At 56.5% G+C, this 15667-nt stretch carries 17 protein-coding genes; 10 read left to right on the top strand and 7 right to left on the bottom strand.

Annotated features, from left to right (window positions below; genetic code table 11):
• The first annotated feature begins 9 nt into the window (after positions 1–9).
• The 3 genes from motA to RTM13_RS07490 are packed head-to-tail and all read left to right on the top strand — an operon-like array spanning position 10 to position 2520.
• Positions 10–876 (top strand): flagellar motor stator protein MotA, encoded by an 867-nt coding sequence (motA, locus tag RTM13_RS07480; RefSeq protein ID WP_312211388.1) that lies wholly within the window; start codon positions 10–12, stop codon positions 874–876.
• On the top strand, positions 876–1847 hold the full coding sequence (gene lafU, locus RTM13_RS07485) for a putative lateral flagellar export/assembly protein LafU (protein ID WP_312211390.1): 972 nt from the start codon (positions 876–878) through the stop codon (positions 1845–1847). Before motA ends, lafU begins: the two co-directional genes overlap by 1 nt.
• Positions 1834–2520, top strand: a complete 687-nt coding sequence (locus tag RTM13_RS07490; protein WP_312211392.1) for a C40 family peptidase — start codon at positions 1834–1836, stop codon at positions 2518–2520. The genes lafU and RTM13_RS07490 overlap by 14 nt, the downstream gene beginning before the upstream one ends.
• Here RTM13_RS07490 and flhA read toward each other — a convergent pair.
• Genes flhA through RTM13_RS07525 form a run of 7 tightly spaced genes read right to left on the bottom strand, consistent with a single transcriptional unit; the run spans position 2517 to position 8757 of the window.
• The gene (gene flhA / locus RTM13_RS07495) at positions 2517–4610 is read right to left on the bottom strand and encodes a flagellar biosynthesis protein FlhA (RefSeq protein ID WP_312211393.1); all 2094 of its coding nucleotides are present in this window, start codon (positions 4608–4610) and stop codon (positions 2517–2519) included. The two genes, RTM13_RS07490 and flhA, sit on opposite strands and share 4 nt — an antisense overlap.
• Positions 4594–5733, bottom strand: coding sequence for a flagellar type III secretion system protein FlhB (locus tag RTM13_RS07500; protein WP_312211394.1), 1140 nt, complete (start codon positions 5731–5733; stop codon positions 4594–4596). The genes flhA and RTM13_RS07500 overlap by 17 nt, the downstream gene beginning before the upstream one ends.
• Positions 5726–6505 (bottom strand): flagellar biosynthetic protein FliR, encoded by a 780-nt coding sequence (fliR, locus tag RTM13_RS07505; protein ID WP_312211395.1) that lies wholly within the window; start codon positions 6503–6505, stop codon positions 5726–5728. Before fliR ends, RTM13_RS07500 begins: the two co-directional genes overlap by 8 nt.
• A 1-nt stretch (position 6506) precedes the next feature.
• A complete protein-coding gene (locus RTM13_RS07510) occupies positions 6507–6779 on the bottom strand; it encodes a flagellar biosynthetic protein FliQ (protein ID WP_312211397.1) in 273 nt (90 codons plus the stop codon).
• A gap of 16 nt (positions 6780–6795) precedes the next feature.
• Positions 6796–7551 (bottom strand): flagellar type III secretion system pore protein FliP, encoded by a 756-nt coding sequence (gene fliP / locus RTM13_RS07515; RefSeq protein ID WP_312211399.1) that lies wholly within the window; start codon positions 7549–7551, stop codon positions 6796–6798.
• The gene (locus RTM13_RS07520; RefSeq protein ID WP_312211401.1) at positions 7548–7904 is read right to left on the bottom strand and encodes a FliM/FliN family flagellar motor switch protein; all 357 of its coding nucleotides are present in this window, start codon (positions 7902–7904) and stop codon (positions 7548–7550) included. The genes fliP and RTM13_RS07520 overlap by 4 nt, the downstream gene beginning before the upstream one ends.
• Complete coding sequence (locus RTM13_RS07525) at positions 7897–8757, bottom strand: FliM/FliN family flagellar motor switch protein (protein WP_312211403.1); 861 nt, start codon at positions 8755–8757, stop codon at positions 7897–7899. Before RTM13_RS07525 ends, RTM13_RS07520 begins: the two co-directional genes overlap by 8 nt.
• 394 nt (positions 8758–9151) lie before the next feature.
• On the opposite strand from RTM13_RS07525, the gene RTM13_RS07530 reads away from it, so the two are divergent.
• The 7 genes from RTM13_RS07530 to RTM13_RS07560 are packed head-to-tail and all read left to right on the top strand — an operon-like array spanning position 9152 to position 15666.
• Positions 9152–10141: a sigma-54 dependent transcriptional regulator gene (locus tag RTM13_RS07530; protein WP_312211404.1), complete on the top strand. Its 990-nt coding sequence runs from the start codon at positions 9152–9154 to the stop codon at positions 10139–10141.
• A 36-nt stretch (positions 10142–10177) separates the two neighbouring features.
• Entirely contained in the window at positions 10178–10531 is a 354-nt protein-coding gene (locus RTM13_RS07535) for a flagellar hook-basal body complex protein FliE (RefSeq protein ID WP_312211406.1), read from the top strand.
• Positions 10532–10534: 3 nt separating this feature from the next.
• Positions 10535–12187, top strand: a complete 1653-nt coding sequence (gene fliF / locus RTM13_RS07540) for a flagellar basal-body MS-ring/collar protein FliF (protein ID WP_312211407.1) — start codon at positions 10535–10537, stop codon at positions 12185–12187.
• Entirely contained in the window at positions 12165–13184 is a 1020-nt protein-coding gene (locus tag RTM13_RS07545; RefSeq protein WP_312211408.1) for a flagellar motor switch protein FliG, read from the top strand. The genes fliF and RTM13_RS07545 overlap by 23 nt, the downstream gene beginning before the upstream one ends.
• Before the next feature lie 13 nt (positions 13185–13197).
• Complete coding sequence (fliH, locus tag RTM13_RS07550) at positions 13198–13905, top strand: flagellar assembly protein FliH (protein WP_312211410.1); 708 nt, start codon at positions 13198–13200, stop codon at positions 13903–13905.
• A complete protein-coding gene (gene fliI, locus RTM13_RS07555; RefSeq protein WP_312211412.1) occupies positions 13883–15226 on the top strand; it encodes a flagellar protein export ATPase FliI in 1344 nt (447 codons plus the stop codon). The genes fliH and fliI overlap by 23 nt, the downstream gene beginning before the upstream one ends.
• Positions 15223–15666, top strand: a complete 444-nt coding sequence (locus tag RTM13_RS07560) for a flagellar FliJ family protein (RefSeq protein ID WP_312211413.1) — start codon at positions 15223–15225, stop codon at positions 15664–15666. Before fliI ends, RTM13_RS07560 begins: the two co-directional genes overlap by 4 nt.
• The last annotated feature ends 1 nt before the right edge of the window (position 15667 follow it).

The following is a 15667-nucleotide window of genomic DNA, read 5'->3' on the forward strand; positions in this document are numbered from 1 at the left end:
GGAACATTCATGCAAAAAATATTAGGATTATTAATCATATTGGGCTGCGTTTTTGGCGGCTATTTTGTTGAGGGTGGTCAGCTGGTGGCGATCTGGCAGCCTGCAGAAATTATGATCATTATCGGGGCGGGCATCGGATCGATGATTATTGCCAACCCGCTACACGTGCTGCGTGAAATAGCTCACCAGATAAAAGGCGTCATTAGCAAGAAAAAACTCGGCGCTGAATTCCAGCGTCAGCTTTTAATGTGCCTGTATGAACTGCTCGAAATGGTACAAACCGGTGGGCTACGCATGCTTGACCAGCATATTGAGCAGCCGGAGGAGAGTACGATATTCCAGAAATTCCCGCTGATATTAAAACAAAAACGGCTGGTGATGTTTATTGCCGATAACTTTCGTCTGATGGCGATGGGGAAGATTGATGCCCATGAGCTGGAGGGGATCCTTGACCAGGAGCTGGAGACAATTGAGGAGGAGCTGCTGACGCCCTCGCGCTCGCTGCAGCGTACGGCTGAGGCGATGCCCGGGTTTGGTATCTGCGCGGCGGTGCTGGGGATCATCATCACTATGCAGTCCATCGACGGCTCGATTGCGCTAATCGGCCTCAAGGTAGCGGCTGCGCTGGTGGGCACCTTTCTGGGTGTCTTCTTCTGCTACTGCTTTATGGATCCGCTGGCGAATGCGATGGAGCAGCAGGCGCGAGCCGAGCACTCCCTGCTCGAGTGCGTACGCACCGTACTGGTGGCGCAGGCCGGGGGCAAGCCAACGCTGCTGGCGGTGGATGCCGGCCGCAAGCTGCTGCACCTGGCGTCGAAGCCCACCTTTGCCAACCTTGATGCCTGGGTGAACGCCATGCTGGAGGAGGAGGAGTAATGGCGACCGCAAACCGACGCGATCGCGGAAAAAAGACCACGATTATTCGTCGGCAGATCAAAAAGAGCCATGCCGGTCACCACGGCGGTGCCTGGAAAGTGGCCTTTGCCGATTTTACCCTTGCCATGATGGCGCTCTTTATGACCCTGTGGATTGTTAACAGCGTCAGCCAGACCGATCGGGAAGAGATTGTGGCTGCGCTGCATGGACAGTCCATCTTTTTTGGCGGCGGTATGGCCCCGCTCAGTCATCTTCCCCGGAAGGTCGCCACCCTGGCCACCGGTAGCCACGGTAGCGAACAGGCGCGAGAGAGCGATAAAGATCGGCCAGCCCGCAGCGATGAAAATCAGCGGGAAAAAATGCGCGAGGCCAGCAATGCGGCAATGCGTATGAAGCAAAAATCGGCGCGGGAGCTGGGGGAGCTGGCCAACAGCATCAACGAGATTGCTCTGAAGGCCCATATGGAGAGCAATCTTGAGATGGAGATCGTTCCGCAGGGGCTGCGTATTTTGATTAAGGATAACCAGAAGCGCAGCATGTTTGAACGCGGCAGCGCCACTATAATGCCGTTCTTCCGCTCGCTATTGACCGAGCTGACGCCGGTGTTCAACTCGCTCGATAACAAGCTGATTATTACCGGCCATACCGATGCGATGCGCTACAAGGGTGCGGGGTACAACAACTGGAACCTCTCCGGGGATCGTGCCCTTTCTGCCCGGAGGGTCATGGAGCAGGCGGGGATGCCGGAGGATAAAGTGATGCAGGTCAGCGCGATGGCCGATCGTATGCTGCTGGATGCCCATAATCCACAGGGAGCGGACAACCGGCGGATAGAGATTATGGTTCTAACCCACTCGGCTTCCGATACGCTCTATCAATTCTTCGGCGCACAGGGCGAGAAGATCGTTAAGCCGCTGGCCAGCAAGCTGGAACAGGTCTCCCCTCTACGGGCAATGCATGTGCCTGACTAAGCCGCTGCTGGCTGGGCTACTTATCACCGCTATCGTCGCGGCTTCGTTACCGCCGGGTGCAGCAGCCAAAACGACCCCTCGCCAGCGCATGCAGAACCGCCTGTTGTTGGCGAAGGTAAAGGCGAAACGTCCTGCGCCAACGCCGGTGATCCGCGGCGGCAGTGAGGCAAAAGCCGCACTGCGTGCGCAGAACCGTGCCATTTTACAACGCCACCCCGAGTGGTTTGCCACACCGTTTCCAGCAGGCTCCCTGCATCTTCAGTCGGTAGTTGAAAAAGCGATACGCCGTTTACAGGCGCAGCTTGGCAAGCCCTACGTCTGGGGGGGCGAAACGCCGGAGGAGGGCTTTGATTGCAGTGGACTGATCTTCTACGCCTTTAACCCGCTGCTGGCGGCCAGGCTGCCGCGGACCGCCAACGAAATGTATCACTACCGGCAGGCACGGGATGTAGCGGACAACGATCTCAAACGCGGCGATCTGCTCTTTTTTGGTATTCACTCCCGTGATAAAGCCGATCATGTTGGTGTCTATCTCGGCAACAACCGCTTTATCGAGTCGCCGCGCACCGGGGAGCAGATCCACATTAGCGACCTGTCAGACGCGTTCTGGCAGTCGCGCTTCTTAGGTGGGAAGCGCATCCTGCTGAACAGCACCGTCCGTACGCCTGGTTAACTCAGCGTACCGAGAATTTTTAACTCCAGTTCATCCGGTACTTCGTTATAGGAGAGCACCTGCAGGCCGCTGGTAAACAGACGCGCATAACGGGCCAGCAGCGGACGCAACTGTGGAGCAACCAGCAGCACCGGCTCTCTGCCTGCCGCCTTCATCTGCTCATGAACCTGAGGCATATTTTGCTGGAACTGGCTTAGCATATTGGGATCGAGCGGTACGCTGTCGAGCATGACTTTTCCGCTCTGCTGCGCCTGATTAACGACCCCGATCAGCAGATTCTCCAGATCGTTATTTAGCGTATAGACCGCCAGCTCCTCATTACGCACCAGTCCGTGAGTGATGCTGCGGCGCAGGGCGAGGCGCACGTCCGAGACCAGCAAAATCGGATCCTTAGTTACCGCGCTGCTGGCAACCAGCACGGTGGCGATGGTCACAATATCGCGCAGCGAGACGCGCTCGGTAAGCAGCGCCCGGTAGACTTTTAGCACCTGGCTATAGTTCAGGGCACTGGCCAGGTCCTCCGCCAGCTTGGGTGCCAGCGAGGCAAGGCGGTTGTGCAGCTGCGTCACGTCGTCATAGTTAAACAGGTCGGGGATAAAGCGGGTCACAACCTTATTGAGATGGGTGGCGATAATGCTCGCCGAGTCGATAACCTGATAGCCCAGATTGAGCGCTTTGGTTTTTTGTCCTGCGGTAATCCAGGTGACGGGCATTCCATAGGCCGGATCGGCTCCCGGCGCGCCGTCAATTTCGCCATAGGTTTCCGCCGAGGGCAGCGCCATCAGCCTGTCTGCGGGAATATCGCCGCTGTCGGCTTTAATGCCGTTGATATAGATAGCGTACTGGGTCGGCTTGAGGCGGAAATTCTCACGAATACGGATCTCCGGCACCAGCAAGCCGTTGCTCTCGGAGAGCGCCTGGCGTAGGCCGCGTATGCGCTGGGTCAGCGGGCTGCCGTTGGCTTTGTCCAGCAGCGAGACCAGACGGTAGCCAAGGCTCAGGCTGACCGGCTCAATCAGCGGGATCGTCTCCCAGCTAACCTGCTGCTCGTAGGTTTCCGTCAGCGCCTTGCTCAGCGTAGCAAGGCTCTTCTCGTCCGTTTGCGCCGCCTGCGGCCGTTTGCTCTGTCGCCAGCCGGTAAATATCAGCAGGGCGGAGAAGAGCAGAAAGGGGAGATGCGGCATCCCTGGCACGATGGCCAGTACGAACATTACGCCACCGGCGGTGTAGATTGTGGCCGGCGAGGCCAGCAGCTGCGCTTTAACGGCGCTGGAGATATCTCCGCTGTCGCTAACGCGGGTAACGATAATCGCCGCCGCCGTCGACAGGAGCAGGGAGGGGATCTGCGCAACCAGGCCATCGCCGATGGTCATCAGCACATACTGCTGGAAAGCGGACTCGGCGCTCAGATCGTATTTAAAAATGCCGATGCAGACGCCGCCAATCAGGTTGATGGCCAGGATCAGCATCCCGGCGATGGCGTCACCGCGCACAAACTTTGACGCACCGTCCATTGCGCCATAGAAATCCGCCTCGCTGGTCACCTCCTTACGCCGGGTCTGCGCCTGGGTCTGGTTAATCAGCCCGGCGTTGAGATCGGCGTCGATTGCCATCTGTTTACCCGGCATGGCATCCAGGGTAAAGCGCGCCGATACCTCAGAGATACGTTCTGCCCCTTTGGTCACCACGATAAAATTGATGATCATCAGGATGATAAACACCACGAACCCGACCACAAAGTTACCGCCGATGACCACCTGGCCAAAGGACTCAATGACTTTGCCCGCCGCGCCGATCCCCTCGTGGCCATACAGCAGCACCACGCGGGTCGACGCGACGTTGAGGGTCAGACGCATCAGGGTAGTAATGAGCAGCACCGTCGGGAACAGACTAAAGTCGAGCGGCCTCTTCGTTGAGACGCTGACCAGCAGCACCAGCACTGCCAGCACAATGTTAAAGGTGAAGAGCGTATCCAGCAGCATGGGCGGCAGCGGTAGGATCACCATCGCCAGAATAGCCAGTAAAAGTAACGGAACGCCGGGCCGACTGCTGCGCAGCGCCGTGAGCACGTGTTTAATCTGTTTCTGCATCCTGCTTCAGGACCTCTTTCGGAATGGAAATATGACGGTTGAGCACTGGTCGCTCCTGCATGCCTGCCCGCCAGGATTTAAGCTGCAGGACGTAGGTCAGGACGTGAGCGATCGCACGAAAAAGCTGATAAGGGATCTGCTGGTTAATCTGGGTGGTGTAATAGACCGCGCGGGCCAGCTTCGGAAACTCCACCACCTCGATGTGATGCTCTCGGGCTACCTCGCGAATGTAGCGCGCCACCTCGTCGGTGCCTTTGGCCACCACAAACGGGGCCGCCGCCCGCGCCTGGTCATACTGCAACGCCACCGCGAAGTGGGTGGGGTTAGCTATCACCACATCGGCTTGCGGTACCACGCGGCGGATCTGCCCCAGCGCCATCTGCCGTTGTAGTCGGCGTACTCTGGCTTTGATCTCCGGACTGCCCTCCTGGTTTTTGTACTCATCCTTCACCTCCTGCTTCGTCATCTTCAATCCTTTGGTAAACATATGCTTAGCCAGCGGGACATCGAGCAGGGCAAACAGGATAAACAGCATCACGACGTTCAGCATGACGTCCCTATAGAGCGATAGCCCTTCGCTAACCGCAGGCGCAAAGTAGCGGCTTTGCAGATCGAGAAAAGCGGTGAAGTGATGGCGAAGGCTGACCGCCAGCAGCAGCAGAACCAGCAGGCTTTTGAGCATCATCTTGCCAACATCGATAATCTGCTCGCTAGCGAAGAGGCGGCCTATGCCCTTCAGCGGGCTGATTTTGCTGAGATCGGGAAAGATCTTTTTTAGCGAAAAGATCCAGCCGCCCGGTATCAACGAGGCGAAAAGCGCCGCCAGCGGCATGGGCGTAAGGGTAAGAATGAACTTAAGCAGGATCAGCAAATTGTGCTGTAAAAACTGGCCCAGAATCTCTGGCTCACCGATATGCTGTCCATACTGGTGCACGGTCAGAAAAGCTTCATAGACGAAGTCGCGATACCAGGGAAAGCTGTTGCTGACGACGATAAAGGCCGCCAGCAGGCTGGCAGCAAGACCCATATCCTTTGAGCGAGGGATCTGCCCCTCTTCCCGCGCCTTACGCCGCTTCAGCGCCGAGGGTTTTTCTGTCTTCTCGTCACTTGCCGCGTCAGCCATGCGTCCCCCGCAGGGCATCAAACTCTGACAGCACCCGATTAACCAGCTGTAGATAGTGATCGGGCAGCGTAGAGAGCAGAGCGGCAAAGCAGAGAAGCCCGGCCAGCATCGCGATGGGAAAGCCCAGCGAATAGAGATTAAGCGCAGGGGAGATACGATTAAGCAGGCCAAAGCCGCCCTGGACGATCAGCATAATAAAGGTCGCTGGCAGCGCCAGCAGCGTCGCGGAGGCAAATACCCAGCCCAGGGCGAGCGAGACGCTGCGCAGCGTTTGCGGCAGCAGCGCATTGCCTGGCGGCCAGTAGATAAAACCTTTGTAGAAGATGCTCACCAGCAGCAGATGACCATCTACGGCAAAGAAAAGGAGCGCCGCGTAGATGTAGATGAACTCTGCCAGCACGGTGGTTGATGCCCCGCTGTTGGGATCGTTCATCACCGCCATGCTCATACCCATATTGAAAGAGAGGATCTGCCCGGCGAGCTGGAGCGTAAGGTAGATAAACTGCATCATTAAGCCAAACAGCACCCCCCACAGGATCTGCTCGACGGTGAGGATAATCGTGTGCAGGTTCAGCAGCCCCTGGGGCACGGGCGGGTGCACCAGCGGGGTCAGGATAACGGCCAGCGCCAGCGCGATGATAATACGGATGCGCACGCTAAAGGCTTTACTGTCGAATATCGGCCCATACTGGAGAAAGGCCATGATCCGCACAAAGGGATACCATAGCCCCAGCGCCAGGTGGCTGAACTGGATGACGTCAAGCTGGCTCATCTTAGCCCACCATCAGCGCGGCCTGGGCGAAGAGATGGGTACAGAGATCGCTCAGCTGTACGATCATCCACTTTCCGCAGACGCCAAGTACGATCAGCGTAACGATAAGCCGCGGCAGAAAGCTGAGCGTCTGTTCGTTAATCTGGGTCACGGCCTGGAAGATACTGACGCACAAGCCCACTAACAGGCTGGGAATGACCAGCACGCAGACTAGCATAATCACAACCTTAATGCCGCTGGCGACGAGATCGGCAGCGGTATCGACAGTCAACATGGCAGTACCTCGTTCATTATCCCAGCCCCAGCCCGCGAATGCTGTCCGTCAGCGTGCCGATGGTCAGTGACCAGCCGTCAATGAGCACGAAAACCATCAGCTTAAATGGCAGAGAGACGATCAGCGGCGAGAGCATCATCATCCCCATCGCCATCAGCACACTGGCGACAATCAGATCGATAACCAGGAACGGGATGTAGATCATAAAGCCAATCTGAAAGGCGGTTTTGAGCTCGCTAAGCATGTAGGCGGGCACGATGATAGAGAGATCCTGCTGCTGCGCCTCACCCCGGGCGTTAGCAATGGTCATAATCTGTGCCATCGCCTTTTTATTGGTCTGCGCCAGCATAAAGCGTTTGAGCGGCGCACTGGCGGTCTCCAACGCCTGGGGCAGCGTTATCTCATCCTGCTCAAAAGGCACGACCGCTTGCTCGTAGATAGTCAGCCAGATGGGACGCATCACCAGCATGGTTAACACCAGTGCGATGCCGATTAAAATACGGTTCGGTGGCGTCTGCTGCAGGCCCAGCGCCTGACGCAGCAGCGAGAGCACAATGATAAACCGCGTAAAACAGGTCATCATCAGAAGTAGGGTCGGCAGCAGGCCAACCAGGGTCATCAGGATCAGGATCTGGATTTTGACGCTGTACTCCTGCGTATCGCCGTGGTTGACGACGTGCAGCAGTGAAATATCGCCCCCCTGAGCCAAAACGGCAGGGGAGAGGACCAGCAGAGCGCTTCCGGCCAGCAGCAGGCGGACAGGACGTATCATGATGTCAGTTCGTTAATATCACGGGTATTAAACTCAATCACCCGCAGACCATATTTTTCATTGACCACCACCACTTCGGCCTTGCCCAGCAGGATATTGTTAACCTTAATATCCAGCGGCTCTCCGGCCAGCTTGTTAAGTTCAATGACCGTGTCGTCATCAATATTCAGCAGATCGGCAAGCATCACCTCAACGGAGGAGACCTCCAGCGTCAGCGTGACGGGAATACGTTTGAGCAGCGCCATAGAGTCAGTTAACGCTGGCGCGTTATGGGCAGGAGCCGCATCGGATGGTACGGCACTCTCAGGGGCTAGTTCAAAGCCCTGGTCAAGGGGATCGGCATGGTTATTCATAGGACTTCTCAGGAACAGTAGGCGTAATATCAGACAGATAGAGTCTGTCGTTCTCTTCAACAATCAGCGCATTAAACAGCGGTGATTGCCCGATAAATACCGGGAAGGTATCGGGTAGGGTAAGCGGGAAAATATCTCCGGCTCTGATAGCGGTCAGCGAAGCAACGTCCATGCTCAGTGCGGCAATTTTGACATTGAGGCTCAGAGGTAGGGTTTCAATCAGTTTACTTACCACGGCCCGATTGCTGTTTTTTCGGTCAACGGGGCTGGTATCTGTATGAGGTCGCTCTTTTTGGCGCAGCATGTCAAGGAAACAGTCGGTATGAGCGTTATCCAGCAGAATGTGAAAGCCGCTGTGTTCGTCGTCGCCAAGGGTAAAGGTGAGCTGGTAGGCCCACTGGCTAATAATGGTGCTGTTATCTGCTTTGACGGTTAGCGGGAGGCCCCATGTCTCCTGATGAAACAGAATATGGCAGAGATCGAGCGCCAGCCGGGTGCGGAGACGCCCCTCGGTTTTTGTCGGTAGTCGGGCGCGATGACTGCTCTCATCTTCCTGGCTATCAAGACCGTAGAAATTATTAAGGATCGTTAACAGAAGCGGTCGGTCTATATCGAAAGCCAGATGACCCATGCCTGATACCAGCAGATCGGCACTCTTATTATTGATATCGACCGCACACGCTATTTTTTTTAGCGTTAAATTCGAGCGGTGCTTTTTTAGAAAGTAGTTACCTATACGCGACTCCAGAATGTCAAATTTGCTCATAAACAGGCTGGGCAAGCGGTGGTAAGGACGGCCAAGGCGGTGGCTATCAAGATTAGCTATTGCAGCGGTTTGGCTGTACTTCAGCATGGAAACTATTCTCTGTCGTGAATACCGAATGACCGCCAGGCCACTTTGCTTTTTTAAAGCAGGGGCCAGGCAAGAAAAAGTCATTGTTATTTAAGTTATGCACTAAAGTTGTCGCTATCCAGTAATTGGATGGCATGATTATTAGTTCTGCAATATGCGCGCTGTTATTTAAGCAAAGATGTATTTATCATACAATGGAGGCGCCTGATATAACTATTATTAAACAGTTATTTTTGTCTTAACTGCTGTTTTATTATTTTTTGAAATTCTTGATTAATTTTTATAAGTGATTGATTTTAATGATTTAATTATTTTTTATTTTGTTTATTATAAAATAAGTTTAAGCACGGTGTTAAGTTCGCATGGAGATGACATTCGTAACTGCGAGAAACTCATGCCGAACTTTATTGCCCAGGCGCCTGCCAGCATTAAAACATTCTCTTTAGCCAGGCGCGTTGCCCGCTTTAATATTCCAGTGCTGCTTCTTGGTGAAACGGGAGCGGGTAAAGAGTGCGTCGCGAAATATATCCACGCGATGGCATTTGGCGAGGATCGTACCGCGCCTTTTATTGGCATTAACTGTGCCGCTATTCCAGAGTCGATGCTTGAATCAACGTTATTTGGCTATGAGAAAGGGGCCTTTACCGGTGCGGTTAACGCCGTGGCAGGGAAGTTTGAGATGGCAAATAATGGCACGCTGCTGCTGGATGAAATCGGTGATATGACGCTGGCCTTGCAGGCAAAGCTTCTCCGCGTATTGCAGGAGCGTCAGGTCGAACGCCTGGGCAGCCACCGTGCTATAAAGCTCAACTTTCGCCTTATTGCCAGCACCAATAAAAACCTTGAATCCGAGGTGGCCGCAGGGCGCTTTCGCGAAGATCTCTTTTATCGCATTTCCGTTGTACCTATTACCGTTCCGCCATTACGCGAGCGGCCTGAGGATATATTGCCGCTAGCTGACTCTTTTTTAAAAAAATATGCCCACACGATTGGCAAAAATATCCGCCTGTCGGAAACCGCAAAAACAGCGCTGATGAAATACCCCTGGCCTGGCAACGTGCGCCAGCTCGAAAACGTGATGCAGCGTGGCATGATTTTAAACCAGGACGGCATTATCCACGCCAGTGTACTGGGACTCCCCTTTACGCCAGGCGCAGAGACCGTTGGCAGCCCGGCGGCAGCTAGCCTGCACCTGCCTGCCAGCGCCAGCCGGGAAGATTTACAGCGGCACGGGCGCATCGCGCAATATCACTACATTGCCGACCTGATACGCAAATACCAGGGCAATCGAACACAAATTGCGGACTGTTTAGGCATTACGCCGCGCGCGCTGCGCTACCGGCTCGCCTCAATGCGCAAGCATGGTATAGAGATAACACTCTGAATTGCCAAATCTATTTTTTAAGATAATGAGTACGAGATGAAAACTACCCTTAATCCCTCTCTCTCCCTGATGCAGCAGGAGATGAGCCAGATGAGGCACCTTGCCGCTGCGTCACCTCTTTCCGCTCAAACCATCGCCAATGGTGCGCCGAACGGTGGATCACTCTCCGACATAAGCTTCCATCAGGTGATGCGTAATGCGCTTGAGCGCGTTGATAGCCTGCAGCAGGCTGCCAGCGCCCGGCAGAATGCGGTCAGCAGCGGCCAGAGCGACGATCTGGTAGGCGCAATGCTGGCCAGCCAGCAGGCGTCCCTCTCGTTTTCGGCACTCGTCCAGGTCAGAAATAAAGTGGCGAGCGGCGTTAACGATCTTATGAATATGTCCATATAAGCGATGAAAAAGAAACTGTTTGCCTCTGTGAGTGAGGCTTTCACGGCGCTGCCGTCTCTACTGCCTGGAAATCGTAAATGGATCGCCCTGGCGGGGGGCGCACTTCTGCTCACCGCTGCCATTGTTGGCGGCCTGTGGCATAGCAGCGGCGGCTATACCGCGCTGTTCGGTTCCCAGGAGCATCTGCCGCTTTCACAGGTCATCACGGTGCTGGACGGTGAGAAGATTGCCTACCGCATCGATCCAGACAGCGGGCAGATTCTGGTCCCGAAAGCCCAGCTCTCCAGTATCCGGATGACGCTGGCGGGTAAAGGCGTGCAGGCGATAAGCCCGGCGGGCTATGAGCTGATGGATAAAGACGAGGTGCTCGGCAGCAGCCAGTTCGTGCAAAACATTCGCTATAAGCGCAGCCTGGAAGGCGAAATGGCACAGAGCATCATGTCGCTGGATGCCGTCGAAACGGCGCGTGTTCATCTGGCGCTGAATGAAGAGAGCTCGTTTGTTATTAGCGACACACCCAAAAATAGCGCCTCGGTCATGGTGCGCCTGCATTACGGCAGTCGCTTAAGCCGGGAGCAGGTCAACGCCATTATTCACCTGGTCAGCGGCAGCGTACCAGGGCTAATGCCAGCGCAGGTCAGCATTGTTGACCAGGCGGGAAATCTGCTTTCAGAAGGGATCGCGGACAGCGCCAACCCAGCGGCCGGCAGCCGCAAAGAGAGTGAATTACTCAGCGGCATTCAGGATAAAACCCGTGCCAGCCTGGCCAACGTGCTGACCACGCTGGTGGGTAAAAATAATTTTCGCATTAGCGTTATGCCCGAACTGGATCTTAGCCTCGTCGAAGAGACCCGAGAGCGGTTTGGCGATTCGCCAAAGGTGAACCGGGAGCAAAGCTCAGAGGATAAAAGCAGCGATCGTCTCGCCATCGGCATTCCCGGCTCGCTCAGTAACCGGCCACCGGAAGCTACCCCGGCGCAAACGCCGGACGCCAGGGCGGAGAAGACGCCCGACGCCCTGTCGACACATACGGAGAGCCAGCGAGACTACAGCTATGACCGTACCGTTGCGCATATCCAGCATCCTGGCTTTGAGCTTAAGCGTTTAAACGTTGCCGTCGTACTTAATCAGGATGCCGCCGCCGTTAAAACGTGGAAAGCAGAGCAGACGGCACAGGTTACCGCCATGCTGAACAACGCCGCCGGTATTGATGAGCGCCGGGGCGACAAGCTGTCGCTCTCGCTGATGCATTTCGTGCCGGAAGAGAGAGCCGTGCTGCCGCCAGTGAAATGGTGGCAGAACAGCGACATTCTGGCGTGGTGCCGCCTCGGCGGTACTGGCGTGCTGCTGCTATTGATTCTGCTGCTCGTTGTGCGTCCGCTGGTGAAACACCTTATCGCCACGCGTAAAGCGCAGCCAGCACCGGTAGCGGCCACAGGCGGCAGTGAATCCGCGCTTTCAGCGACGCAGGACGACGAAGAGCGCAGAGGCGTAGAGCTACCCTCCTTCTCCGGCGACGATGCGCTGCCAGCCCAGAGCTCTGGTCTCGAAACCAAGCTGGAGTTCCTTAAAAAACTGGCGATTAGCGATACCGATCGCGTCGCCGAAGTGATCAGACAGTGGATTACCAGCAATGAGCGAATTGACAGTAAGTAAAAGCCCGGGCAGCGCCACCTATCTTGAGCAGGCCGCTATCCTGCTGCTGTGCCTTGGCGAAGAGGCGGCGGCAACGGTGATGCAAAAGCTGAGCCGCGAAGAGGTGGTGCGCCTGAGCGAATATATGGCGCGCCTCTCCGGCGTGAAAACCAGCCAGGCGAGAAAGGTGATCAACAACTTTTTCGACGAATTCCGTGAGCAGAGCGGGATCAATGGCGCATCGCGCGTGATGCTGCAGGGGATCCTCAATAAGGCACTCGGCGGTGAAATTGCCAGCAGCGTGATCAACGGCATCTACGGGGATGAGATCCGCTCGCGTATGGCACGCCTGCAGTGGGTAGATGCTCGTCAGCTGGCGGTGCTGATCGCCGAGGAGCATCTTCAATTGCAGGCCGTTTTTCTGGCCTTTTTAACCCCGGAGATCGCCGCCACGGTGCTGACCTATATGAGCGATGCCGTGCAGAACGAAATTCTCTATCGCATTGCCAGACTCAGCGACGTAAATCGTGACGTGGTTGATGAGCTGGATCGTCTGATTGAGCGCGGCCTGTCGGTGCTCTCCGAGCACGGGTCGAAAGTAAAAGGCATTAAGCAGGCGGCGGATATCGTCAACCGCTTTCAGGGCAACCAGCAGCAGATCCTCGATCGGCTGCGTGAGCTGGATGCGAGCGTGCTGGAGCAGCTTCAGGATGAGATGTACGACTTCTTTATTCTGAGCCGGCAGAGCGAAGAGGTGCGCCGTCGTCTGCTCGACGAGATACCCATGGAGGAGTGGGCCGTAGCCTTGAAAGGCACCGAGCCACCGCTGCGGCGCGCTATTTTTGCAGTGATGCCAAAACGTCAGGCACAGCAGCTGGAAACTATTACCGCGCGCCTGGGGCCCGTTCCCATCAGTCGAATTGAGCAAGTCCGTCGTGAAATCATGGCCGCCGCCCGGGAGCTAGAGGAGGCGGGAGAGATCCAGCTTCAGCTCTTCGCCGAGCAGACGGCGGAGTAAGGGAGAATAACCAATGCAGACACTACGTGGTCGTTACCGGGTCCACCGCTTTCCGCCGCGGCACGCCGCATTATCGGGCGCAAGCACGGGAAGCGCCGACTTTCAGCGCCAGCTTATGGACGGCTATCAGCAGGGGCTGGAGAAGGGGTTCGCAGAAGGCGTAAGCGAAGGGCAGGAGACCGGTTTTCGGGAGGGGCAGGCTAAAGGGCAGGCGGAGGGCTACCGACAAGGCTATGCCGAGGGCAGCCTCGTAGGGCAGCAGGCTGGTCTGGCGGAGTTTACCCAGGCCGCACAACCGCTGGAGGCGATTGCTGACAGGCTAAACGACTACCTTGCCCACATTCAGCGCAAGCAGCGTGAGGACCTATTGCAGCTGGTGGAGAAAGTGACCCGCCAGGTGATCCGTTGCGAGCTGGCATTACAGCCAACCCAGCTGCTTGCGCTGGTGGAAGAGGCGATCGCTGCCATGCCCAGCGTGCCGGAGCCGCTGAAGGTCTGCCTGAGCGTAGAGGAGTTTAACCGCATTCAGAGCGTGGCTCCGGAGAAGGTGACCGCATGGGGGCTGGTGGCCTCAGCGGATCTCTCTACGGGCGAGTGCCGTATTGTGACCGAGGCATCCGAGCTGGATATTGGCTGTGGGCATCGGCTGGAGCAGTGCATGACGGTTCTTAAAGAGACGCTGACCCCGGGTGAGAGCGATGAACAACCCGCACCCCTTTGATAACGCGCTGCGTTCCATTGAGTCGATCCCCCTGGTCCGGGTGGCGGGCAGGCTGGTACGCATGAACGGCGTTTTGCTGGAGAGCGTGGGGTGTCAGCTGGCGACGGGGCAGTTCTGCCGCATTGAAAGCGCGGAGTGTGGATTTATTGATGCCCAGGCGGTTGGCTTCGATCGCGAGGTAACCTATCTGATGCCGTTCAGGCAGCCTGGCGGGCTAATGGCTGGCGCACGCGTCTTTCCTCAAGAGAAGGCCCGACACCTGCTGGTCGGTGAGAGCTGGCTTGGCCGGGTAGTTAATGGACTGGGCGAGCCAATTGATGGCAAAGGCAGGCTGGGCGGCACACAGACGCTGCCTCCCGTTGCGCCGACGGTCAACCCGTTGACCCGCCGCCCCGTAGCCGAGCCGCTGGACGTTGGCGTAAAGGCGATCAACGGCGTGCTGACTATCGGCAAAGGCCAGCGGGTCGGCCTGATGGCAGGCAGCGGCGTCGGCAAGAGCGTGCTGCTCGGTATGATCACCCGCCAGACCAAAGCGCAAATTGTGGTCGTTGGGCTGATTGGTGAGCGAGGCCGCGAAGTAAAAGAGTTTATCGATCGGTCGTTGGGCCATGAAGGGTTGGCTAAGTCTGTCGTCGTTGTCGCACCAGCAGATGAGTCGCCTCTGATGCGTCTGAAGGCGACCGAACTATGCCATACGCTTGCCGCCTGGTTTCGCGACCAGGGTTTTGACGTACTGCTGCTGGTAGATTCGTTAACCCGTTACGCGATGGCCCAGCGTGAAATCGCCCTGTCGTTAGGTGAGCCACCGGCCACCAAAGGTTATCCACCTTCGGCGTTTGGCATGATCCCCCGGCTGGTAGAGAGCGCGGGCAACAGTGACAGCAGCGGATCGATGACCGCCATCTATACCGTGCTGGCGGAGGGGGACGATCAGCAGGATCCCATCGTTGACTGCGCGCGGGCGGTACTGGACGGCCATATCGTCCTGACCCGCAGGCTTGCCGAGGCCGGACACTACCCGGCTATTGATATAGGCCAGTCGATCAGCCGCTGCATGACGCAAATCACCCCCGGCTGGCATCAGCAGGCTGTTAGCCTGCTCAAGCGATACTATGCCGCCTATATGGAGATTAAACCTCTTATTCCGCTCGGCGGTTACGTCGAGGGCGCCGATCCGCAGGTCGATAAAGCCGTGAAATGTTTTCCGGCCATTGAACGTTTTCTGCGCCAGCAGGTAGAGGAGCCAGCCGACATGGCGCAGGTACAGGCGCAAATTGCCGCGCTATTCCCCTCTCTTCAGGTCATGAAGGATAAGTCATGAAGCAGGAAATTAAGACGCTTGTCCAGCTTCAGCGCCTGCGTGACAGCATTGTGAAGAGCACCACGGTAGCGCTGGCCCAGCAGCGGCAGGTCGCTACCCGGCACGAGAACAACATTAAAGCGCTGGGGCAGCTAATGCAGAAGACCCGTACCGAGGAGTTACCCCATTTTTGCACCCAGACGCTGAGCAATATGGCGGGCTATAAAGGCAGCCTGCTGCGCGTCGTGAAGTGGCAGGAGCAGGAGAAAGCGCTGGCAGACATTAAAGCCCAGCAGATACAAAAGAAGCTTATGCAGGCAGCCTGTCAGGAGAAGATTGTCGCGCTGACTCTTGATACCCAGCGGGAGAGCGTTGCCAGCGAGCAGGCCAGCCGTGAACAAAAAGGGGGGGATGACATCGCCACGCAAAGCTGGCTACGTATGCGTCGCCTGAAGGAATAAG

The sequence above is a fragment of the Pseudescherichia sp. genome (assembly GCF_031979925.1).
Lineage (GTDB): Bacteria > Pseudomonadota > Gammaproteobacteria > Enterobacterales > Enterobacteriaceae > Pseudescherichia.